Here is a 16,987-nt window from a genome sequence, read left to right as displayed (position 1 = left end):
ATATGCTAGATACCTCAAGTCCTCACGAAGTCGAAAACCAGCCGACGATCGATATCCTGTATTACATTCGCTTGCTGTTGGCGAATGCATGGAAAATCATCCTGGCGACGGTGATCGGTACTGCCATCGCTGTTTATTACGCCACCACGATTCCTGCCAAATACAGTGCGACCGCACGGATTATTCTCGAAACCAATCAGGGTAACGTGGCTCCGGTCCGCGATGTATTCGATGTCGGTACACAGCGTCGCGAGTTCCTGATGACGCAGGCGCAAATCCTGCAGTCCCGTGCGATTGTCGAGAAGGTCGTCGACAAGCTGGACCTCGTCAACAACGACGCGATGCGCCCGCCCAAAAGCGAGCCCATGTTCCCATGGCTATCCGGACTGTTTGAATCAGAGGCCTCGGAAGAGGACCAGCCCTCACCGGAAGAGGTCCGCGAGCGGCTGATCGATGCGATTCGCTCCGGGATCAACGTCCGCCCCATTCGCAATACCCAGTTGGTCGATATCTCCTTCGAGTCACTGTCTCCCCGGCTGGCGGCAGCGGTTCCGAACGCCGTCGCCGATGCGTACGTAGAGATCCAGATGGATGCGCGGCTCGCCGCCACGCAGCGCGCCACCTCCTGGCTGAATGAGCGCCTGCAGGGGCTGCGCAGTGAGCTGGAACAGTCCGAACGCGCGCTGCAGACCTTCCAAAAATCGGAAGGGCTGGTAGACATTCAGGGTGTTCGCGGTCTGGCAGAGCAGCAGTTGAATGACAGCATGATGCAGTTGCTCGAAGCGCGACGGAAGGTCAAGGAGCTTTCCGGCATTTACCGTCAGATCTCGCTATTCGGCGAGAATGTCGACGCGGTGGCAAACCTTCCGGAGATTCTCAACCATCCGCTGATCCAGAGTGTAAAAGGCCTGGAAGTGACCGCGGCGCAGCGGGTTTCCGAGCTGTCGCAGCGCTATGGCCCCAAGCATCCACGTATGATTGCCGCACGCGAGGAGCAGCAAAACACGCATATCCAGTTGCGCAATGAGGTGCTGAACCTGATCAGCAGTATCAAGGCCAATTATGAATTCGCGCAAAGCCAGGTCCGCACACTGGAGAAGGATCTGGCCGACAACAAAGGCGATGTGCAGCAGGTCGCGTTTAAAGAGATTCGCTACGATGAGCTGAAGCGCGAAGTGGAAGTGAATACCCAGCTGTACAACTCCTTCCTGACGCGCTTCAAAGAAGCCAGTGAAGCCACCGGCTTCCAGTATCCCGCCGCACGCCTGATCGAACCGGCGACGGCACCCAAGTATCCGCTCAGTTCGAAGAAACGTCTGATCGTCCTGATCGCCATGATGTTCAGCGGCGGCCTGGTCGCCGGCATTGTGTTGTTGATCGATCTGCTCAAGGCAAATGTGCGCAGTTCAGACGATGTGGAGAGAAAGCTGCACCAGCGTATTCTCGGCTTGCTGCCGAGTGTTGCAGACACCGATACCGGCAAGGACAGCACGCGGCTGTTCTACAACAAGCAAACGCCCGAGTTTGCCGAGGCGGTCCGTACTCTGCGTACCGGCCTGTTGTTAATGGGCGATGGAACCCCGTCCAAGCTGATCAGCATTACCTCGTCGGTACCCAGCGAGGGTAAAACCACGGTGGCAGAGAATCTGTCATTCGCGCTCAACCAGGTGGGCAAGGTGGTGCTGGTCGACTCAGACCTGCGCCGCGCGTCGGTGAGCAAGCGCTTCGGTTTGTCACCCAGCCGTCCTGGCCTGGCGGACCTGTTGATGGGGAATTTCGCCCTGGAAGAATGCACCTACACCGACCCGGATACCGGACTGGATGTGATTCCGGTGGGCAAGGTCCCGGTGGATCCGCTGCGCCTGCTTGCCGTCAGCGAATTTCGGCGTGTGCTCGAGGAGCTGTCCGAGCGTTACGATGTCGTGATTCTCGATACCCCGCCGGTACAGGCGGTCAGTGATGGTATGGTCGTCTCCAAACTGTGTGACTCTGTGCTCTACGTGGTGAAAGCCGAGGGCACCAGCGCGAGAGTGATACGCAAAGGGATCAAGCGTTTACGCGAAGTTGGCGTGAGAATTGAAGGGGTAGTGCTGAACCAGGTGGATACCGGCCGCTTGTCTTCAGACTCCTACGAGTATTACAACAATTATTACGGTCCTGACCCGGAGGCGAGTACCTAAGTGCATTCGGAACGTATGGTCGATCTACATTGTCACATTTTGCCCGGCGTGGATGACGGCGCAAAAGATGTGATACAGGCTCTGGCGCTCGCCCGGGCCGCGGTGGATAACGGCATTGGCTTTGCCATGGCCACGCCGCATATTCATGTGGGTCGCTACGAGAATGACATCCATGGGTTAACCGCCGTCTTTCGACATTTCTCCGGTGTGTTGAAAAAAATGCGTGTGCCCCTGCAGCTGGGTCTGGCTGCCGAGGTGCGCTTGTCCGGGGAAATTCACGGGCAGGTAGAGCGCGGTGAATTGCCGTTTCTCGGCAGCTGGCAATCTGACCGGATACTGCTGCTGGAATTGCCGCACAGCCATATTCCGCCGGGCACAGTCCGGGTGATCAAGTGGCTGGAGAAGCGCAATATTCGCGTGTTGATTGCGCACCCTGAGCGGAACCGCGACATCCTGCGAGATTATGAAAACGTCGCGCCGCTGGCACGCGCCGGTTGTCTGTTTCAGGTAACGGCGGGTTCGCTCATCGGTAGTTTCGGGGAGCAGGCGGAAGTGCGTGCGCGGCAATTGCTTAAGGCCGGTTTGGTTACCGTGCTGGCGACCGATACGCACCACCTCACCCGACGCCCGCCGGTGCTGGCCGAAGGCCGTGCAGCAGCAGAAAAACTGGTGGGTAGCAGCCGTTCGTGGGATCTGGTTTCGACCAACCCCGGCAAGATCATTTCACAGCAAATGCAGTATCCACTGGCGGCGCAGCCTAACGTCCCGCGACAATCCGCCAGTTTCCTCTAATGTTCGATCGCCATTACAGGCCGGCGATGGTGCCCTCGCGGCGCGGATCGACACCGCCCACCAGCTTGCCTTCGGCATTGCGGTAAATCACGCTCAGGCCGGAGTTCTCTCCCGACGATTCTTTTATCGTGAAGCCCATTTCGCGCAGTGCATCGATCATGCCTTCCGGCGCTTCCGACAGTTCCACTTTCACCTGGTCACCCCGTGCGACCACATTGGGCAACGCCACCGCTTCCTGGGGGGTGAGACCCCAGTCGAGCACACCCACCAGGCTCTTGGCGGTGTACGCAATAATCGAGTTGCCGCCGGGTGAGCCGGTTGCCATCAGGAAGTCGCCATTGCCGTCCAGCACGATGGTCGGTGACATGGAAGAACGCGGGCGCTTGCCGGGTGCAATGGCATTGGCAACCGGCTTGCCTTCATCGTCGACCGGGCGGAACGAAAAGTCGGTGAGCTGGTTATTCAGGAACATGCCGCCGGCCATGCGGCTGGAGCCAAAGATGCTTTCCACACTGGCTGTCATCGACACCACGTTGCCCTGTTGGTCGCGCACCACAAAATGCGTGGTGCTGGGCAGGTCATTGGTCAGGTCCTTGCCATAGCGGCTCGCCACCTGCTGATCGAACTGCCAGGGGTCGCCTTTGACCGACACCTCGATCGCCTTGCCTCTCTGCAGCAGTGCCGCGCGCTGTTGCAGGTACTGCTGGTTCAGCATGCCCTCGACCGGCACATCCACAAAGGCCGGGTCCGCCACATAGTGGTCGCGGTCTGCGTAAGCGAGCCGCTGTGCGTCGATAAACAGCGCCCAGTTTGTCATATCGTCGACGCCGGCTTCCGAGAACGCCGGCCCCTGATCGAGAATGCCCAGCGTCATCGCCACCGCCAGCCAGGAAGAGGCCGGGGGCGGCCCACAGACCTGGTTAACCCGGTAGGGTGCGCACAGGGCGTCAAACTTTTTCGGCTGGTAGGCAGCCAGATCGGCGGTGGTCATGCTGCCCGCGCGGGGTGCAGCCTGCACCTTGCCGGCAATGGTCTGTGCCAGTTCGCCTTCATAAAAATTGCGGTAGTCCGCGGCAATCAACCGCAAGGTCTGCGCATATTCCGGGTTCTTCAGGATGTGGCCCACCGGGTAGGGCTTGCCGGCGTCATCGTGGAAATAGTCGAACGCGTCGGTAACGCCCTGCTCGGGCTTGGACGGGTAGATCCAGCTGAGGTCGCTGTACATATAGTGCAGGCGCGGCGAAATCGGGAAGCCCTGTTCCGCGGTTTCAATCGCACCGTCAAACAAAGCCCCCCAGGCCAGTTTGCCGTGATCGCCATGGGCCATATTCAGCATGGCGACAAGTCCGGGCACGCCCACCGACAGGCCGCTGTTCTTGGCCTGGAAGTATCCCTGGCGTCGGTCTTTGGTAGTGATCGCCTGCAGGAACATATCGCTGGTGGCGCCCGCCGGTGCCACTTCACGCCCGTCATAAGCGGTGACCGCCTTGGTCGCCGCATCGTAATGGACCAGGAAAGCACCACCACCCAGGCCGGAACTCTGCGGCTCCACCAGCGACAGGGTTGAAGCAATCGCGACCGCGGCATCTACCGCGGAGCCGCCCTGCGCCAGAATCTGTTTGCCCGCTTCCGTCGCAATCGGGTTTGCGGTAACCACCATGGCCGAGTGCGCGGCAACAGCGGGCGTCTCGGTACCCGGAGAGTCCTTGGGTCCACAGGCGGAAACCAGAAGGGCCGTGGCGGCCAGGAAGCTGAGTTTTTTCATAGTGGTGATCTGTGCAATTCAGGACAGTAAAAGACCAAAGATCCATGATGCCTGACTGCGAGGCAAATCGCATCGTGCAGGCGCGGTATTTGTGCGGTTGGATCCCATGTACGGACGCCGTCAACGCGGGCGCCCCAGAGTCCAGGAGACGAACAAGCGCTGCAAATAACCTGCCGACTGTGAGTGCTCAGCGCGCGGGGTGGGTTATTTGGTCCGGTACGGCAACTCGCCGCGCACGTTGCCCCCGGGGGCATAGTTGCAGGTGACAATCGTGCGGAACTTGCCGCGCTCGCAGCGGGCGACACCACAGCCGACGGCCCGCGGCAGGGGTTTGCCGTTCACGATCGTATCGTGGGTATTCCAGATCAGCTGGCTGTAGTGGCCGGTCTTCATCACCTTGAACGGCTGGTAGCGATAGTCTTTGGCCTCGCCCACCCAGGCGGCCACCGCGCGGGTCAGGGCCTCCGCATCGGGCAGCGGTGCGCTGTAGTAATAGATGTTCTCTCCCACCCATGGGTATGCGGCATTGCCGCCATTGGCGATAAAGTCCGCGCGTCGCTGGCTGTTGTGGGCCATGCGCGCATTGCACTGCGCGGCAGACCAGTTATAGGCCGTGCGAGCGAGTGCCTGGTCGTAGGCCAGCATACTCACAGGAGGCTTGGGTACCGGGCTGTTGGGCAGGTGGCCGGCGTTCAGGTCTTTGCGTACCTGGTTATGGAGTTTCAGGGCCAGGCAGTGGTTGGGGGTGCGGCAGTCGGATGAGTTGGCGAGCAACTGGGGGGCGGCCGCTAGTAAGAGAACAGCGAGTCCCACAGGCGGGGCGACGAGACGGCGGAAGCGAGACTGGTACACGGCGATGATCCTCAGCTGCAGGTGCATGCATTTTAGTAAGGATTCGGGGGGGTTCTGTGAGGCAATCGTAGAGAAATGTGGTTTGGTGGTGCGGCATCTATATATAGATGCGTGGGGTAGTTCGGTGCGGGTTGGAGGGGGAGGGTTAACTTTGTTGCGGTGCGGCTTGTTTTAAAGTGCGGTGGGTTTTGTTGAATGGGGGTTCGACTCTGGTGCTTCGGGAGGGCCAGCTATAAAGAAACCCGCACTAGGCGGTTGGTGGGCGTTGGGTGATTGAGGGTTGGTACAGAGTGGGCTGGTAGTAGAGGATGAATCAGAACAGCCTATGGGCTGTTCTGCCCCTGCGGGCTTCGCCGCGGTGCGGCTCGTTGCCCTGCGGCGCAGTGCGCCTTCGGGTCGAACCTGGGAATTGGTCGAAGTCCTCAGGCTTGGGCGATATACAAAAAAGGCTACCCGTTGGGTGATTGAAGGTTGGTACAGAGTAGGTTGGAAGGAGAGGATGAAGCAGAACAGCCTTTGGGCTGTTCTGCCCCTGCGGGCTTCGCCGCGCTGCGGCTCGTTGCCCTACGGCGCAGTGCGCCTTCGGGTCGAACCTGGGAATTGGTCGAAGTCCTCAGGCTTGGACGATATACAAAAAAGGCCACCCATTTGGGTGGCCTTTTTTGTATATGGCCCGCCCGAGAGGATTCGAACCTCTGACCTTCGCCTCCGGAGGGCGACGCTCTATCCAGCTGAGCTACGGGCGGATTGCGTCGGATGTGGCCGGCGCGGGGGCGGATTATACAGAAGGGGGTGGGGTGGGCAAAGCAGGGATTTGCGGAATCGGTCGCTGGCACCTTTCACTGCGGGGGGCAGAATGACTATAATGCCCGCCAGTCATAAAGGGCGCCGAACTCCGCAAAAAGGTTGGGTGCTTCAAGCCTCAAGGGGGATCCGGAATGAAAGCGATTGTGAGCATTGTGTCAGGCCTGTTCCTGGGTGCGGCCGTAGCTGTAGCTCAGTCAGTAGATGAACAGATTGCCGACCGCATTGCGCCGGTAGACAAGGTCTGCATGCAGGGTGAAGAGTGCGCGGCAGCAGCACCGGCCGCTGCGGCATCGGCCGGCGGCGCGCGTAGCGGTGAAGCGGTATACAACGCTTCCTGCGGCACCTGCCACACTGCGGGTATTGCCGGCGCGCCCAAGTTTGGCGACGCGGGCCAGTGGTCCAGCCGTATCGCCAAGGGCATGGATACCCTGGTATCCAACGCCATCAACGGTATCAACGCCATGCCGGCGCGCGGCCTGTGCGCAAACTGTAGCGATGACGAGATCCGCGCTGCAGTTGAGTACATGACTGAAGGCAGCCAGTAAGTACTCGCTTCGCCTCGAAAGGCCGCTATTACAGCGGCCTTTTTTTGTGCCCGTCGGAAATGGCCGCGAGAATCCGCCTGCGGCCAACCAGTCCTCTCCCTCTCTCACTATCCTGTACCCACCGGCAGCCCTGGCCTTCCCGCAGTCTGGCGCCGGGTGCATTTGCGCGGTGCTTGACATTGGTTACACCTGTAACTATTTTGTTGCGCCTGAAACTAATATGCCGGTAGCCGCACTGCGAGCCACCGGTGCCAGTTGGCGAATAGCAAGATAGAGGGAGAGAGGTATGTCTGACCTGTTTGAAAACCCCATGGGCCTCGACGGCTTTGAGTTTGTTGAGTTCACCGCGCCGGAGAAGGGCGTCCTCGAGACGGTATTCACCGCCATGGGCTTCACCAAGGTAGCCCGCCACCGCACCAAAGACGTTGAGCTGTGGCGCCAGGGCGACATCAACTTTATTACCAACTACGAGCCGGGTAGCCACGCTGACTACTACGCCCAGGAGCACGGCCCGTCTGCCTGCGGCCTGGCGTTCCGCGTGAAGGATGCCACCTTTGCCTACAACGAAGCGCTGAAGAAAGGTGCCCAGCCGGTCAGCATTGAAACCGGCCCGATGGAACTGCGCCTGCCGGCCATCAAGGGGATCGGCGGTGCCACCCTGTACCTGATCGACCGTTATAAAGAAGGCGAGTCCATCTACGATATCGACTTCAACTGGCTCGAAGGCGTCGACCGTCATCCGGAAGGCTGTGGCTTCCACACCCTCGACCACCTGACCCACAACGTGTACCGCGGCCGCATGGACTACTGGGCCAAGTACTACGAAGACCTGTTCAACTTCCGCGAGATCCGCTACTTCGACATCAAGGGCGAGTACACCGGCCTGCTGTCCAAGGCCATGACTGCGCCGGACGGCAAGATCCGCATCCCGCTGAACGAAGAAGCCGCCGGTGGCGGCGGCCAGATCGAAGAATTCCTGATGAAGTACAACGGTGAAGGCATCCAGCACATTGCTTTTGCCTGTGATGACCTCATCGCCTGTTGGGACCGCCTCAAGGCCCAGGGCATGGAGTTCATGACCGCGCCGCCCAACACCTACTACGACATGCTGGAAGAGCGCCTGCCGGGCCACGGCGAGCCCACCGAAGAGTTCAAGTCCCGCGGCATTCTGCTCGACGGCACCACCGAAGGCGGACAGCCGCGCCTGCTGCTGCAGATCTTCTCTGCCAATATGCTCGGCCCGGTATTCTTCGAGTTTATCCAGCGCAAAGAAGACGAAGGCTTTGGTGAAGGTAACTTCAAGGCCCTGTTCGAATCCATCGAGCGCGACCAGCTCGAGCGTGGTGTGATCGGTAAAGAAGACAAGCCGGCGGCGTAAGCCCCGGCCCTCGAACTAGTGGGATAACAACGGGATAGCAACGGAATACAGACCTATGGCGATTCAACGCATCCACCACGTGGCCTACCGCTGTAACGATGCCAAGGAGACCGTGGAGTTTTACCGCGATCTCCTCGGCATGGAATTCCAGCTCGCCATCGCCGAAGACAAGGTGCCCTCTACCGGGGCGCCCGACCCCTACATGCACGTGTTCCTCGATGCAGGGCAGGGCAATGTACTGGCGTTCTTCGAGCTGCCCAATTCCCCCGACATGGGCCGCGATGAAAATACCCCCCAGTGGGTACAGCACATCGCGATGGAAGTGGAAAGCATGGACGAACTGCTGTCCATGAAGCAGAAACTCGAAGAGGCTGGCATTGATGTGCTCGGCCCCACCGACCACACCATCTTCAAGTCCATCTACTTCTTCGACCCCAATGGGCACCGCATCGAGCTTGCCGCCAATACCGCCGAGCCCGGTATGCACAAAGAGTTGAAGCGCGTGGCGGAAGACATGCTGGAAGAGTGGTCGCGCACCAAGAAGGCCCCGCGGCACGCGGCCTGGATGCACGGCGAAGCCGAGTTCAAGGCACTCGACCCCTAATCAATTCATTACCAAGAGGACGGCACAGTGAAGTTAGCCAGCCTGAACAGTGGCCGCGACGGCAAGCTCGTCGTAGTCAGTGACGATTTAACCCGCATGGCGGATGCCAGCGCAATCGCACCCACCCTGCAAAACGCCCTGGATAACTGGGACAGCGTTGCTGCAAAGCTCGAAGCCCTGCAGGGCCAGCTCAACAGCGGCGAAGAGGCAGGCCAGCCCTTCGACCAGGCCCAGTGCCACTCCCCGCTGCCGCGCGCCTACCACTGGGCCGATGGCAGTGCCTACGTCAACCACGTAGAGCTGGTGCGCAAAGCGCGCAACGCCGAAATGCCCGAGAGCTTCTGGACCGACCCGCTTATGTACCAGGGCGGCTCCGATACCTTCCTCGCCCCGCGTGCGCCGGTGGTCATGCCGCAGAGCGAAGGCTTCGGTATCGACTTTGAAGCCGAGATCGCCGTCATTACTGACGATGTCCCCATGGGGGTGTCCCCGGAAGACGCACTCAAGCACATCAAACTGGTGATGCTGGTAAACGACGTCTCCCTGCGCGGCCTGATCCCCAATGAATTGGGCAAGGGCTTCGGATTCTACCAGTCCAAACCTTCCAGCGCGTTCTCCCCGGTGTGTGTCACCCCGGAACAGCTGGGCGATGCCTGGCAGCAGGGCAAACTGCACCTGCCGCTGGTCTCCCACCTGAACGGCGACAAGTTCGGTGAGCCCAATGCCGGTGTGGATATGACCTTCCACTTCGGCCAGCTTATCGCCCATGCGGCGAAGACTCGCCCGCTGGGCGCCGGCACCATCATCGGCTCCGGTACCGTGTCCAACAAACTCGACGGCGGCCCCGGCAAGCCGGTAAAAGAAGGCGGTGTAGGCTACAGCTGCATCGCCGAGATCCGCATGATCGAAACCATCCAGAACGGCAAGCCCACCACGCCGTTTATGCAGTTTGGTGACAACATTGCCATTGAGATGTTTGATGGTAATGGACAGTCGATCTTTGGAAGGATTGAGCAGGTGGTGGAGCAGCAGGTATAACCGCAACGCTGTAACGAGAGCGTCCGTATCCCACTCGAACGGTCTCGACATAACAATAAAAATATCTGCACCAAAATAGGCCACCGCAAGGTGGCCTATTCAATTCTTGCTACTGTATCTTTCCACAATGCCATAGTTGCCGAATCAACACTTTCCGGCTGGCGATATCCATATTAATAACCCACCGTACCGATAATCCGTCGCGATAGCCTTATTCGAATTTTCGAAAAGCCGCTGACGAAAGACATCTCTCAAAGGTCTCATTTGCCAAATATCCACGGTACCGTGCCAGCGAACCGAGCGAATGAAGGCCCGAATTAATGAGGCATGGCTGACATCCACGGAAAATCTCCCCTAACTAGTTGATTTCATTAGGAGGGGAATGTGTTTAACAGCCAAATCTGAAATCAAGCGAATTGAGCCATTGAGTCACTATCACTGGTTGCCAAATGAACAAAAATCTATACCCTATTACAAATAATGGCTTTTATCTGAGCTTATGGCGGAGTCTTCCAGAAGCAGTAGTCAAATGGATAATGAGCCGCTGGCTCTTTAATAAACTGTTACATTTCAAAAGGTACCGATGGACATTGAAGCTTTGGTAAAGCGAACATTGGAAGAGCACTTTAGTCTACAAGTGGAAAAAATTCCCGAGTCGGACAAGCGTACACCCGATTTTCTTGTGCGCGATGGCACTAGCGAATATTTGGTAGAAGTCAAAGAGAAAGAGGCAAATCCAGAGCTTGGTGAAGCTAGAGAGGAAGCATTCTCGAGAGGTGAAATTTTCGAAATTTCTGAATCTCTTGCAGCGAAAAGTGTACTTCAAAATGTAGTAAGAGACGGCCGCAGACAAATCAAAGCACACGTTACTGACGAATCAACTTTCAGAATAGTTTGGGTTCACTGTACAGGGTTGGCGTATGACGCAACGCTAGAGCAGATAATTGCTGGGCTTTATGGTAGTGAAACGGTTGTAGACTTTAGCTCTGATGATGCTTTTGAGGGAACCTGCTATTACTTCGGCTTTAGTCAGTTCTTTAAGTATCGGGACTCAATAGACGCTGTAATGGTCACAGGCCGTAAAGGCGAGGCTACTCTCTGCGTAAACAACCATTCCCCTCGATATGAAACTTTCATGGCTTCTGTATTAGTGCAATCTATGCCAGTTGGTGTAAGAGACCCTTTACATGAAGAAGGGGAAGGCTGTGCGTTTATAGTCGATGGCGAGGTTGATCGTAGCAAACCAAGTGAAGTATTGAGCTATCTCCAGGAAAAATACAAAACAGATAAGCTCAACGTAATGAAAATGCGCCATATGGAGGTGCATATGGCTGTCCCGCATTAAAAAATGTAACAAGCGCAGACACTGGGACAAAATTTCCGCTGCGCTTCAATTTTGTCCAAGCTGCGGGCGTTAGGGGAAAGACTTACCCACGTTTAGTAGACACCCTGTATAGTTAGGTTTCGGCCTAACACGGAGGTGTACCATGGGTAAGAAAAGAACTCAGGCGTATACGGAAGAGTTCCGCAGAGAAGCGGTTAAGAGGGCAGAGAGGCCCGGTGCGACAACCGCATCAGTTGCTCGGGAGCTTGGTGTCAGTGCCCAGCAGATCTATAACTGGCGTCGACAGTTTCGGCGACTGTCCGAAAAGCAGTTCAATAGCCTGGATGGCGTTGACTATTCCAAACAGGAAAGTGCGGAAGTTCGCAGGCTGAAGAAGGAACTGCATGAGGCTCGGCAGGAGGTCGAGTTCCTAAAAAAGGCAGCTGCGTACTTTGCGAACCACCAAGAGTAAAGTACGCACTGATACAGGAGCATGTGGGACTATTCCCGATAGGCTTGATGTGTCGGTGTTTGGAAGTCTCAAGATCGGGATATTATCGTTGGCTCGGCCGCTTGGTGTCCCCTAGAGCTCTGAGAAGGGTTCGGATAGCCGAGAAGGTGAGGGAGACCTTTGCAGAGTTTAGAGGCCGCTATGGAGCGCCCAGAATCACTCGGGAGCTTCAAGAGGCGGGTGAGCCATGCTCAAAGAACTATATCGCTGCGCTTATGCGAAAGGAACATATAAGAGCGAGAAACGGCAAAGGCTTTCGATACAGCAAACCGGCTGAAGCCAATATCAACGTCGCGGCCAACTTGCTTAAGCGCTGTTTCAATGTGGATCAGCCAAATCGCCGTTGGACTAGTGATATTACATACATCTGGGTGCGAGATCGCTGGTTGTACCTGGCCGTAGTGATGGATCTCTACTCTCGGCGTATCATCGGCTGGGCGTTCGATTCCCAGATGAGCGATGAATTGACGCGGCGGGCGTTGAAGATGGCTTTGGCGCAGCGACAATCGAGGCCTGGATTGATTGTTCACTCTGACAGGGGGGTCCAATATCGGTCGCAGAAGTATCAGGATCTATTGTCTGAGAATAAGTGTAAGCCCAGCATGAGCCGTCAGGCCAACTGTTGGGATAATGCCGCAATGGAGTCCTTCTTTAGTCGACTAAAAGTTGAATTGGTCTACGCAGACCCGTTCCAAAGTGAAGAACAGGCGAAATCCGAAGTGTTTGAATACATCGAGGTTTTCTACAATAGGATCCGTAGGCACTCCGCCTTGGGCTATGTGAGCCCGGCAGAGTATGAGCGCAAATGCGCATAGTTAGAATGTCTACTTTTTGTGGGTAAGACCAGGGAAGAAATGAAAATAGAGAAGTTTCATACTGCCATTCTTATAGTATTTGCACTTTGTACTGTCTTATGGGTTTCATTTAAGGGAATACCTGTCAATCCGGGAGGGCACAAATGGGTAAAAGCCGATGGTTCTAATGAAGACTCGAATGCAAAATCTAATTTAAGATGGTCGGTTGCCAGTTCTGAGCAATGTCAAAAAAAATGCTTGGATAATACCTTCTCATGCAATGCATGGACGTATGCAAATACTCCAAACCATCATAATTGTTGGGGTTATTTCGAGGTCAGTTTTAGAGGTGATGTAGAAAAGCCGGGTTATGAATCGGGTGAAATCTGTAAGCTTTCAAATATTGAAAGTTGCTTTTCAGAAGTGCCAAAGTTATCCCCCTAACAAGCGACTGTGATGTGTAATCCCCCCATTTTTAACCGCCCTAATGAGTAGAGAGCTAACCAACCTGTAGTAGTTGTGTTGGAGGTACGCCACCGATAGCTGAGTTCGGCCGCTCGTTATTGTATTGCCATAGCCACTGAGTAGCTAATAGCTGGGCATGGGCAACGCTGGTGAACTCGTGCAGATCAAGCCATTCGTGTCTGGCCGTCCGATTGAATCGTTCAATGTAAGCGTTCTGGGTCGGCTTCCCGGGCTGGATGTAGATTAGGGTTATTCGATTTTCGTTTGCCCACTCCACCAGTGCTTGGGAGATGTACTCAGGTCCATTATCACAGCGAAGAGCCGCTGGCTTACCGCGCCATTCAATGATTTGATTCAGCGCCCGTATCACCCGTGTCGATGGCAGTGACAAGTCGACTTCGATGCCCAGCCCCTCGCGGTTATAGTCATCGATGACATTGAACGTACGAAGCGATTTTCCGCTGGCGAGCTGGTCGCTCATAAAGTCCATTGACCAGACCTGATTCGGCGCTGTCGGTACATCCAGCTCGCCAGGATAATCTCGCTTGATCCGTCGTCTCGGCTGGATACGAAGGTTTAACTCCAGCTCTCGATAGAGGCGGTATACGCGTTTGTGGTTCCAGCCAAAGCCTTTTACGTTGCGTAGATACAGGAAGCACAGCCCAAACCCCCAACGCTTGTGGGTCTGTGTCAGCTTCAGCAACCACTCGGCGATGACGGCGTTCTCACCATTGAGCTTTGCCTGGTAACGATAACAAGTCTCGCTTATACCGTAGGTCTCACAAGCCAGCCGAATGCTGATACCGTGCTTGGCGACGCCTTTCCTGGCCATCTCCCGACGCTGAGACGGCCTTACAGCTTTCCCTCGAGTGCCTCTTGGCGCAGCTCGGATTTAAGCCGCTCCTCCGCATACATCTTCTTGAGACGGGCATTCTCAGCCTCCAGCTCCTTGAGACGCTTCATGAGTGAAGCATCCATGCCGCCGAACTTGGACCGCCACTGGTAAATCAGCGCCGTGCTGACATTGTGTTCACGGGAAAGCTCTGCGACTGGAACCCCGGCTTCATGCTGCTTCAGAATCGCCATAATCTGGCTGTCGGAAAATCGAGACTTCTTCATTATTCGCTCCTTAGGAGATCATTGTAAAAGTCTCTACTCAAAAACTCGATTAATTTTCGGGGGGATTACAACGGAAATGAAAAGGGCCGCATGGCGGCCCTTGATAGGATTTTATTTCGATTTCACGCTACACCTAGATCACAGCGGATTCAAATAGCTTGCGTACCTCCGGAAGGTGTTCCCCGAAGTAATGTAGATCCGCGGCAGTGAATAAAATCATGTACAACTTCTCGTCCTTGATCGCCGCAAATGCGCTGCCGCGTTTTTTCAGGCCACCCTTATCAAAGTAATCCAGCTCAAACTCAAAACCGAAGGCGCTGCCGAACTCGGTTGGTTTCAGATTGCTGGTGTCGATTTGGATTTCACCGCCCGCCAGGTTTTTTAGTGAGGTCTTTACCAGATCTTCCACATCATTGGGTAGCATGGCCGCATTAAATGTGGGCATTGGCAAAGCCTTGTTTTGGGGTGTGAATAGCGTTTCCCCTTCGCTGACCCCACCAATGAAAATCAGCTGATCGAGGAAATCACCATCGTGAGTCCAAACCTCAACTTTCTTACCAATGCTCGCTGGAGACTTGTTCCAGTCCATGGGCGGGGTAACAGTGATGCCTTTGGCGGCGACTGCAGATCCTGCTGTAACTAGGCTGTACTGTACGCAGCCCGCCATAGCAGATACCAAGCTCAATACTGCGAGTCTTTTCATTAGATTGATCATTTATTTGACTCCAAAGAATTTATATAAAATTCAATCATCTGTTTGTCTGAAGCGTCGGGCGAAAGCGCAAGATAATTGCGAAAATGCGAAACGGCCTCAGTGTTTTTCTTGTTGCGTAACTGGATATATCCCAGGTGTTTATGCGCATCAGGGATCGGACTTTCCAGTTCAAGGGAAGCTGTATAGGCGTTGACAGCGAGCGCCTGGTCACCTGGGTGATTTCTCAACCTATATAGTTCCCCGCGAAAGAAGCTTACTTCCGCAACTGGGAAGCCCATCTGTTCATGCTTGGCAAGTAACAATTCCGATTGTTCATACTCCTGCATTTCCAGATGGTTAGCCATAAACGCTCGATAATGCGGAATGATTTTTTGAATTAGACCGTTTTTTACGGGGGGAGCGTCTCCCTGTTGCAACTTGCTAATGTGCATTTCCAGTTTCGCGATTCGCTGCTTTGGCTGCGGATGCGTCGAGAAAAATGTACTGGAAGACATCTTGCTGCTGTCTGCCTTCTGCTCCGCTTGTACATAGCGCCATAGGTTTGCAGCCTCAACCGGAGCGTATCCGCTTTCATGCATCAGATTGGCACCAATCACATCGGCCTCGATCTCCTGATCGCGTCCAAATGAACTGTTACCAGCCATCACGGCCCAAGTCATTAGTCCGCCAGTCAGCAACATGTCGAAAACCACCGACACGGCGGCGCCGTCGCGCAGGCTACGCCACTGTTTGATGTGGTGGGCACGAAGATAGTGGCCTATCTCGTGTCCAAGTACAGCCGCGAGTTGGGATTCGTTTTCCACCCGCAGCAACAGGCCGGTGTGAACATGCATCATGCCATTTGGAAACATTGACGCGTTGAAATGCGGGTTCTCGATAATGTAGACCCGGATATCATCACAGTAGTCGGCGGCTAGTTGGCACACCATATTACCGACGTAGTCGTTAAGCTCAGGATCAGTGACTACGAAAGGAGAGTGTTGAATATCTCTCTCCAGCTTATCGACCTTGTACCAAAAACCACCGTCATCAGAGGAGGGGTCCGGCTGGTAACCCGGGGCAAAAACCGGTGGATAGGTTGCACTTGCTGCAAAGGAGTTGCTTGCTAGTGAGACCATAGCTAAGCCGAGTAGTGCGCGAGTAAATATGCCCATGGAATCGACTTACCCTGCAGAAGGCAGTGTCTGGAACAGCGCAGTCACCGTTTTTTGTGCGGCTTTTTCGGTGCGGAGGTCACCGGAACTACGGATCAACTGGTTGAACCAGACAATTTCTCCACTGTTGAGGTCAACCAGGGAGGCGAAGCCGTACTGAGTGCCACCAGCTACGCCGATACCGGCTACAGCACCAAGAAATTGCACAGCTTTGCGGCCCGCGCTTGCATAGCTGTCGCGCACGAATACGAACATCGCGTAGTCCGCACCTGTGTGTTCCTTAAGTTCCGCGATGTCGTTGCCAAGAGTCCAGTCAATCTGACTGTTCTTGGTTGGAAGTTTGAGTGGACCATAGTGATGCAGGCGGATGCTAAGGCCAACGGCTTCATGTAGCCTCTGCAGTTGCACTAGGGTGGATTCGGCATTGAGGCCACTAGCATCAAATAACAGAAGATCGGAGTTGCGCCGGGCAAATTCTGCTCTGGCGGAAGTCTTGATATGTTGGATGGCATTCTGGGTCCATTCTGCCTGCGGTTCGGTGAGGCCGGCCGCGGTAAGAATGCTGAGTTCCACATCCAGCGGCATGAGTACGATTTCAGAATTACCGTCAATGGTACTCAATTCGTCGATTTTGGATACGTGATTGGAAGTGGCACAACCACTTAGGTAGATTACCGCGAACAGGGTGAGAAGCAGTTTTCTGATACTGCGGAGCGCGAAATCGCCCCGTATGGCCTTAATAAAATCCATTCGGAAAGAGTCCTTTAAGAAGTTTTATTGTTTTAATCTGGCCACTATTTGGCCAAATACCTAATTTAATGGAATCAGACATCAAAAAACAAGTAATTAATAGTTAGTGGGGTCAGATCATAATAGTTAGTGGGGTCAGATCAAAATTATGACACCCATGAACACCCACCGGGTTTTCCATCTATTAGTCTATG

The 16,987-nt window shown here is 55.3% G+C and carries 16 protein-coding genes and 1 tRNA gene; 10 read left to right on the top strand and 7 right to left on the bottom strand.

Annotated features, from left to right (window positions below):
* Window positions 1-2 precede the first annotated feature (2 nt).
* Together ACXAD0_RS01950 and ACXAD0_RS01945 are read left to right on the top strand one after the other, a co-directional pair.
* Complete coding sequence (locus ACXAD0_RS01950) at window positions 3-2,180, top strand: GumC family protein (RefSeq protein WP_475086659.1); 2,178 nt, start codon at window positions 3-5, stop codon at window positions 2,178-2,180.
* Window positions 2,181-2,972 (top strand): tyrosine-protein phosphatase, encoded by a 792-nt coding sequence (locus tag ACXAD0_RS01945; protein ID WP_475086658.1) that lies wholly within the window; start codon window positions 2,181-2,183, stop codon window positions 2,970-2,972.
* Window positions 2,973-2,985: 13 nt separating this feature from the next.
* Here the strand turns inward: ACXAD0_RS01945 and ACXAD0_RS01940 are convergent, their stop codons facing one another.
* The 3 genes from ACXAD0_RS01940 to ACXAD0_RS01930 all read right to left on the bottom strand — a co-directional run bounded on the left by ACXAD0_RS01940 (window position 2,986) and on the right by ACXAD0_RS01930 (window position 6,335).
* Window positions 2,986-4,737, bottom strand: a complete 1,752-nt coding sequence (locus ACXAD0_RS01940) for a gamma-glutamyltransferase family protein (protein WP_475086657.1) — start codon at window positions 4,735-4,737, stop codon at window positions 2,986-2,988.
* Window positions 4,738-4,941: 204 nt separating this feature from the next.
* Window positions 4,942-5,616 (bottom strand): CAP domain-containing protein, encoded by a 675-nt coding sequence (locus ACXAD0_RS01935; RefSeq protein WP_475086656.1) that lies wholly within the window; start codon window positions 5,614-5,616, stop codon window positions 4,942-4,944.
* 642 nt (window positions 5,617-6,258) lie between these two features.
* Window positions 6,259-6,335, bottom strand: a tRNA-Arg gene (locus tag ACXAD0_RS01930).
* Between the two features lie 192 nt (window positions 6,336-6,527).
* On the opposite strand from ACXAD0_RS01930, the gene ACXAD0_RS01925 reads away from it, so the two are divergent.
* The 8 genes from ACXAD0_RS01925 to ACXAD0_RS01890 all read left to right on the top strand — a co-directional run bounded on the left by ACXAD0_RS01925 (window position 6,528) and on the right by ACXAD0_RS01890 (window position 13,034).
* On the top strand, window positions 6,528-6,941 hold the full coding sequence (locus ACXAD0_RS01925; RefSeq protein ID WP_475086655.1) for a c-type cytochrome: 414 nt from the start codon (window positions 6,528-6,530) through the stop codon (window positions 6,939-6,941).
* A gap of 286 nt (window positions 6,942-7,227) precedes the next feature.
* Window positions 7,228-8,319, top strand: a complete 1,092-nt coding sequence (gene hppD, locus ACXAD0_RS01920) for a 4-hydroxyphenylpyruvate dioxygenase (protein ID WP_475086654.1) — start codon at window positions 7,228-7,230, stop codon at window positions 8,317-8,319.
* 55 nt (window positions 8,320-8,374) lie between these two features.
* Window positions 8,375-8,923 carry a VOC family protein gene (locus tag ACXAD0_RS01915; RefSeq protein ID WP_475086653.1) on the top strand — a complete coding sequence of 183 codons (549 nt, stop codon included), beginning with the start codon at window positions 8,375-8,377 and terminating at the stop codon, window positions 8,921-8,923.
* Window positions 8,924-8,950: 27 nt separating this feature from the next.
* Complete coding sequence (locus tag ACXAD0_RS01910) at window positions 8,951-9,961, top strand: fumarylacetoacetate hydrolase family protein (protein WP_475086652.1); 1,011 nt, start codon at window positions 8,951-8,953, stop codon at window positions 9,959-9,961.
* Window positions 9,962-10,544: 583 nt separating this feature from the next.
* Entirely contained in the window at window positions 10,545-11,306 is a 762-nt protein-coding gene (locus ACXAD0_RS01905; RefSeq protein ID WP_475086651.1) for a hypothetical protein, read from the top strand.
* A gap of 142 nt (window positions 11,307-11,448) precedes the next feature.
* Window positions 11,449-11,757: a transposase gene (locus ACXAD0_RS01900; RefSeq protein WP_475086650.1), complete on the top strand. Its 309-nt coding sequence runs from the start codon at window positions 11,449-11,451 to the stop codon at window positions 11,755-11,757.
* A gap of 8 nt (window positions 11,758-11,765) precedes the next feature.
* Complete coding sequence (locus ACXAD0_RS01895) at window positions 11,766-12,611, top strand: IS3 family transposase (protein WP_475090290.1); 846 nt, start codon at window positions 11,766-11,768, stop codon at window positions 12,609-12,611.
* Between the two features lie 39 nt (window positions 12,612-12,650).
* Window positions 12,651-13,034 (top strand): PAN/Apple domain-containing protein, encoded by a 384-nt coding sequence (locus tag ACXAD0_RS01890; RefSeq protein ID WP_475086649.1) that lies wholly within the window; start codon window positions 12,651-12,653, stop codon window positions 13,032-13,034.
* A gap of 55 nt (window positions 13,035-13,089) precedes the next feature.
* Here ACXAD0_RS01890 and ACXAD0_RS01885 read toward each other — a convergent pair.
* The 4 genes from ACXAD0_RS01885 to ACXAD0_RS01870 all read right to left on the bottom strand — a co-directional run bounded on the left by ACXAD0_RS01885 (window position 13,090) and on the right by ACXAD0_RS01870 (window position 16,793).
* A protein-coding gene (locus ACXAD0_RS01885) for an IS3 family transposase (protein WP_475086648.1) occupies window positions 13,090-14,174 on the bottom strand; the annotation gives its coding sequence in 2 pieces (ribosomal slippage) (window positions 13,090-13,910 and window positions 13,910-14,174; 1,086 coding nt in all).
* Between the two features lie 133 nt (window positions 14,175-14,307).
* Window positions 14,308-14,889 carry a hypothetical protein gene (locus tag ACXAD0_RS01880; RefSeq protein WP_475086647.1) on the bottom strand — a complete coding sequence of 194 codons (582 nt, stop codon included), beginning with the start codon at window positions 14,887-14,889 and terminating at the stop codon, window positions 14,308-14,310.
* Window positions 14,886-16,043, bottom strand: coding sequence for a M48 family metallopeptidase (locus ACXAD0_RS01875; RefSeq protein WP_475086646.1), 1,158 nt, complete (start codon window positions 16,041-16,043; stop codon window positions 14,886-14,888). The genes ACXAD0_RS01880 and ACXAD0_RS01875 overlap by 4 nt, the downstream gene beginning before the upstream one ends.
* 9 nt (window positions 16,044-16,052) lie before the next feature.
* Window positions 16,053-16,793 (bottom strand): hypothetical protein, encoded by a 741-nt coding sequence (locus tag ACXAD0_RS01870; RefSeq protein WP_475086645.1) that lies wholly within the window; start codon window positions 16,791-16,793, stop codon window positions 16,053-16,055.
* Window positions 16,794-16,987: the final 194 nt, after the last annotated feature.

It is taken from the genome of Microbulbifer sp. ABF4_148, from assembly GCF_056158985.1.
The sequence above is the reverse complement of the archived record's forward strand: the minus strand, read 5'-3'. Positions and strand labels throughout refer to the sequence as shown.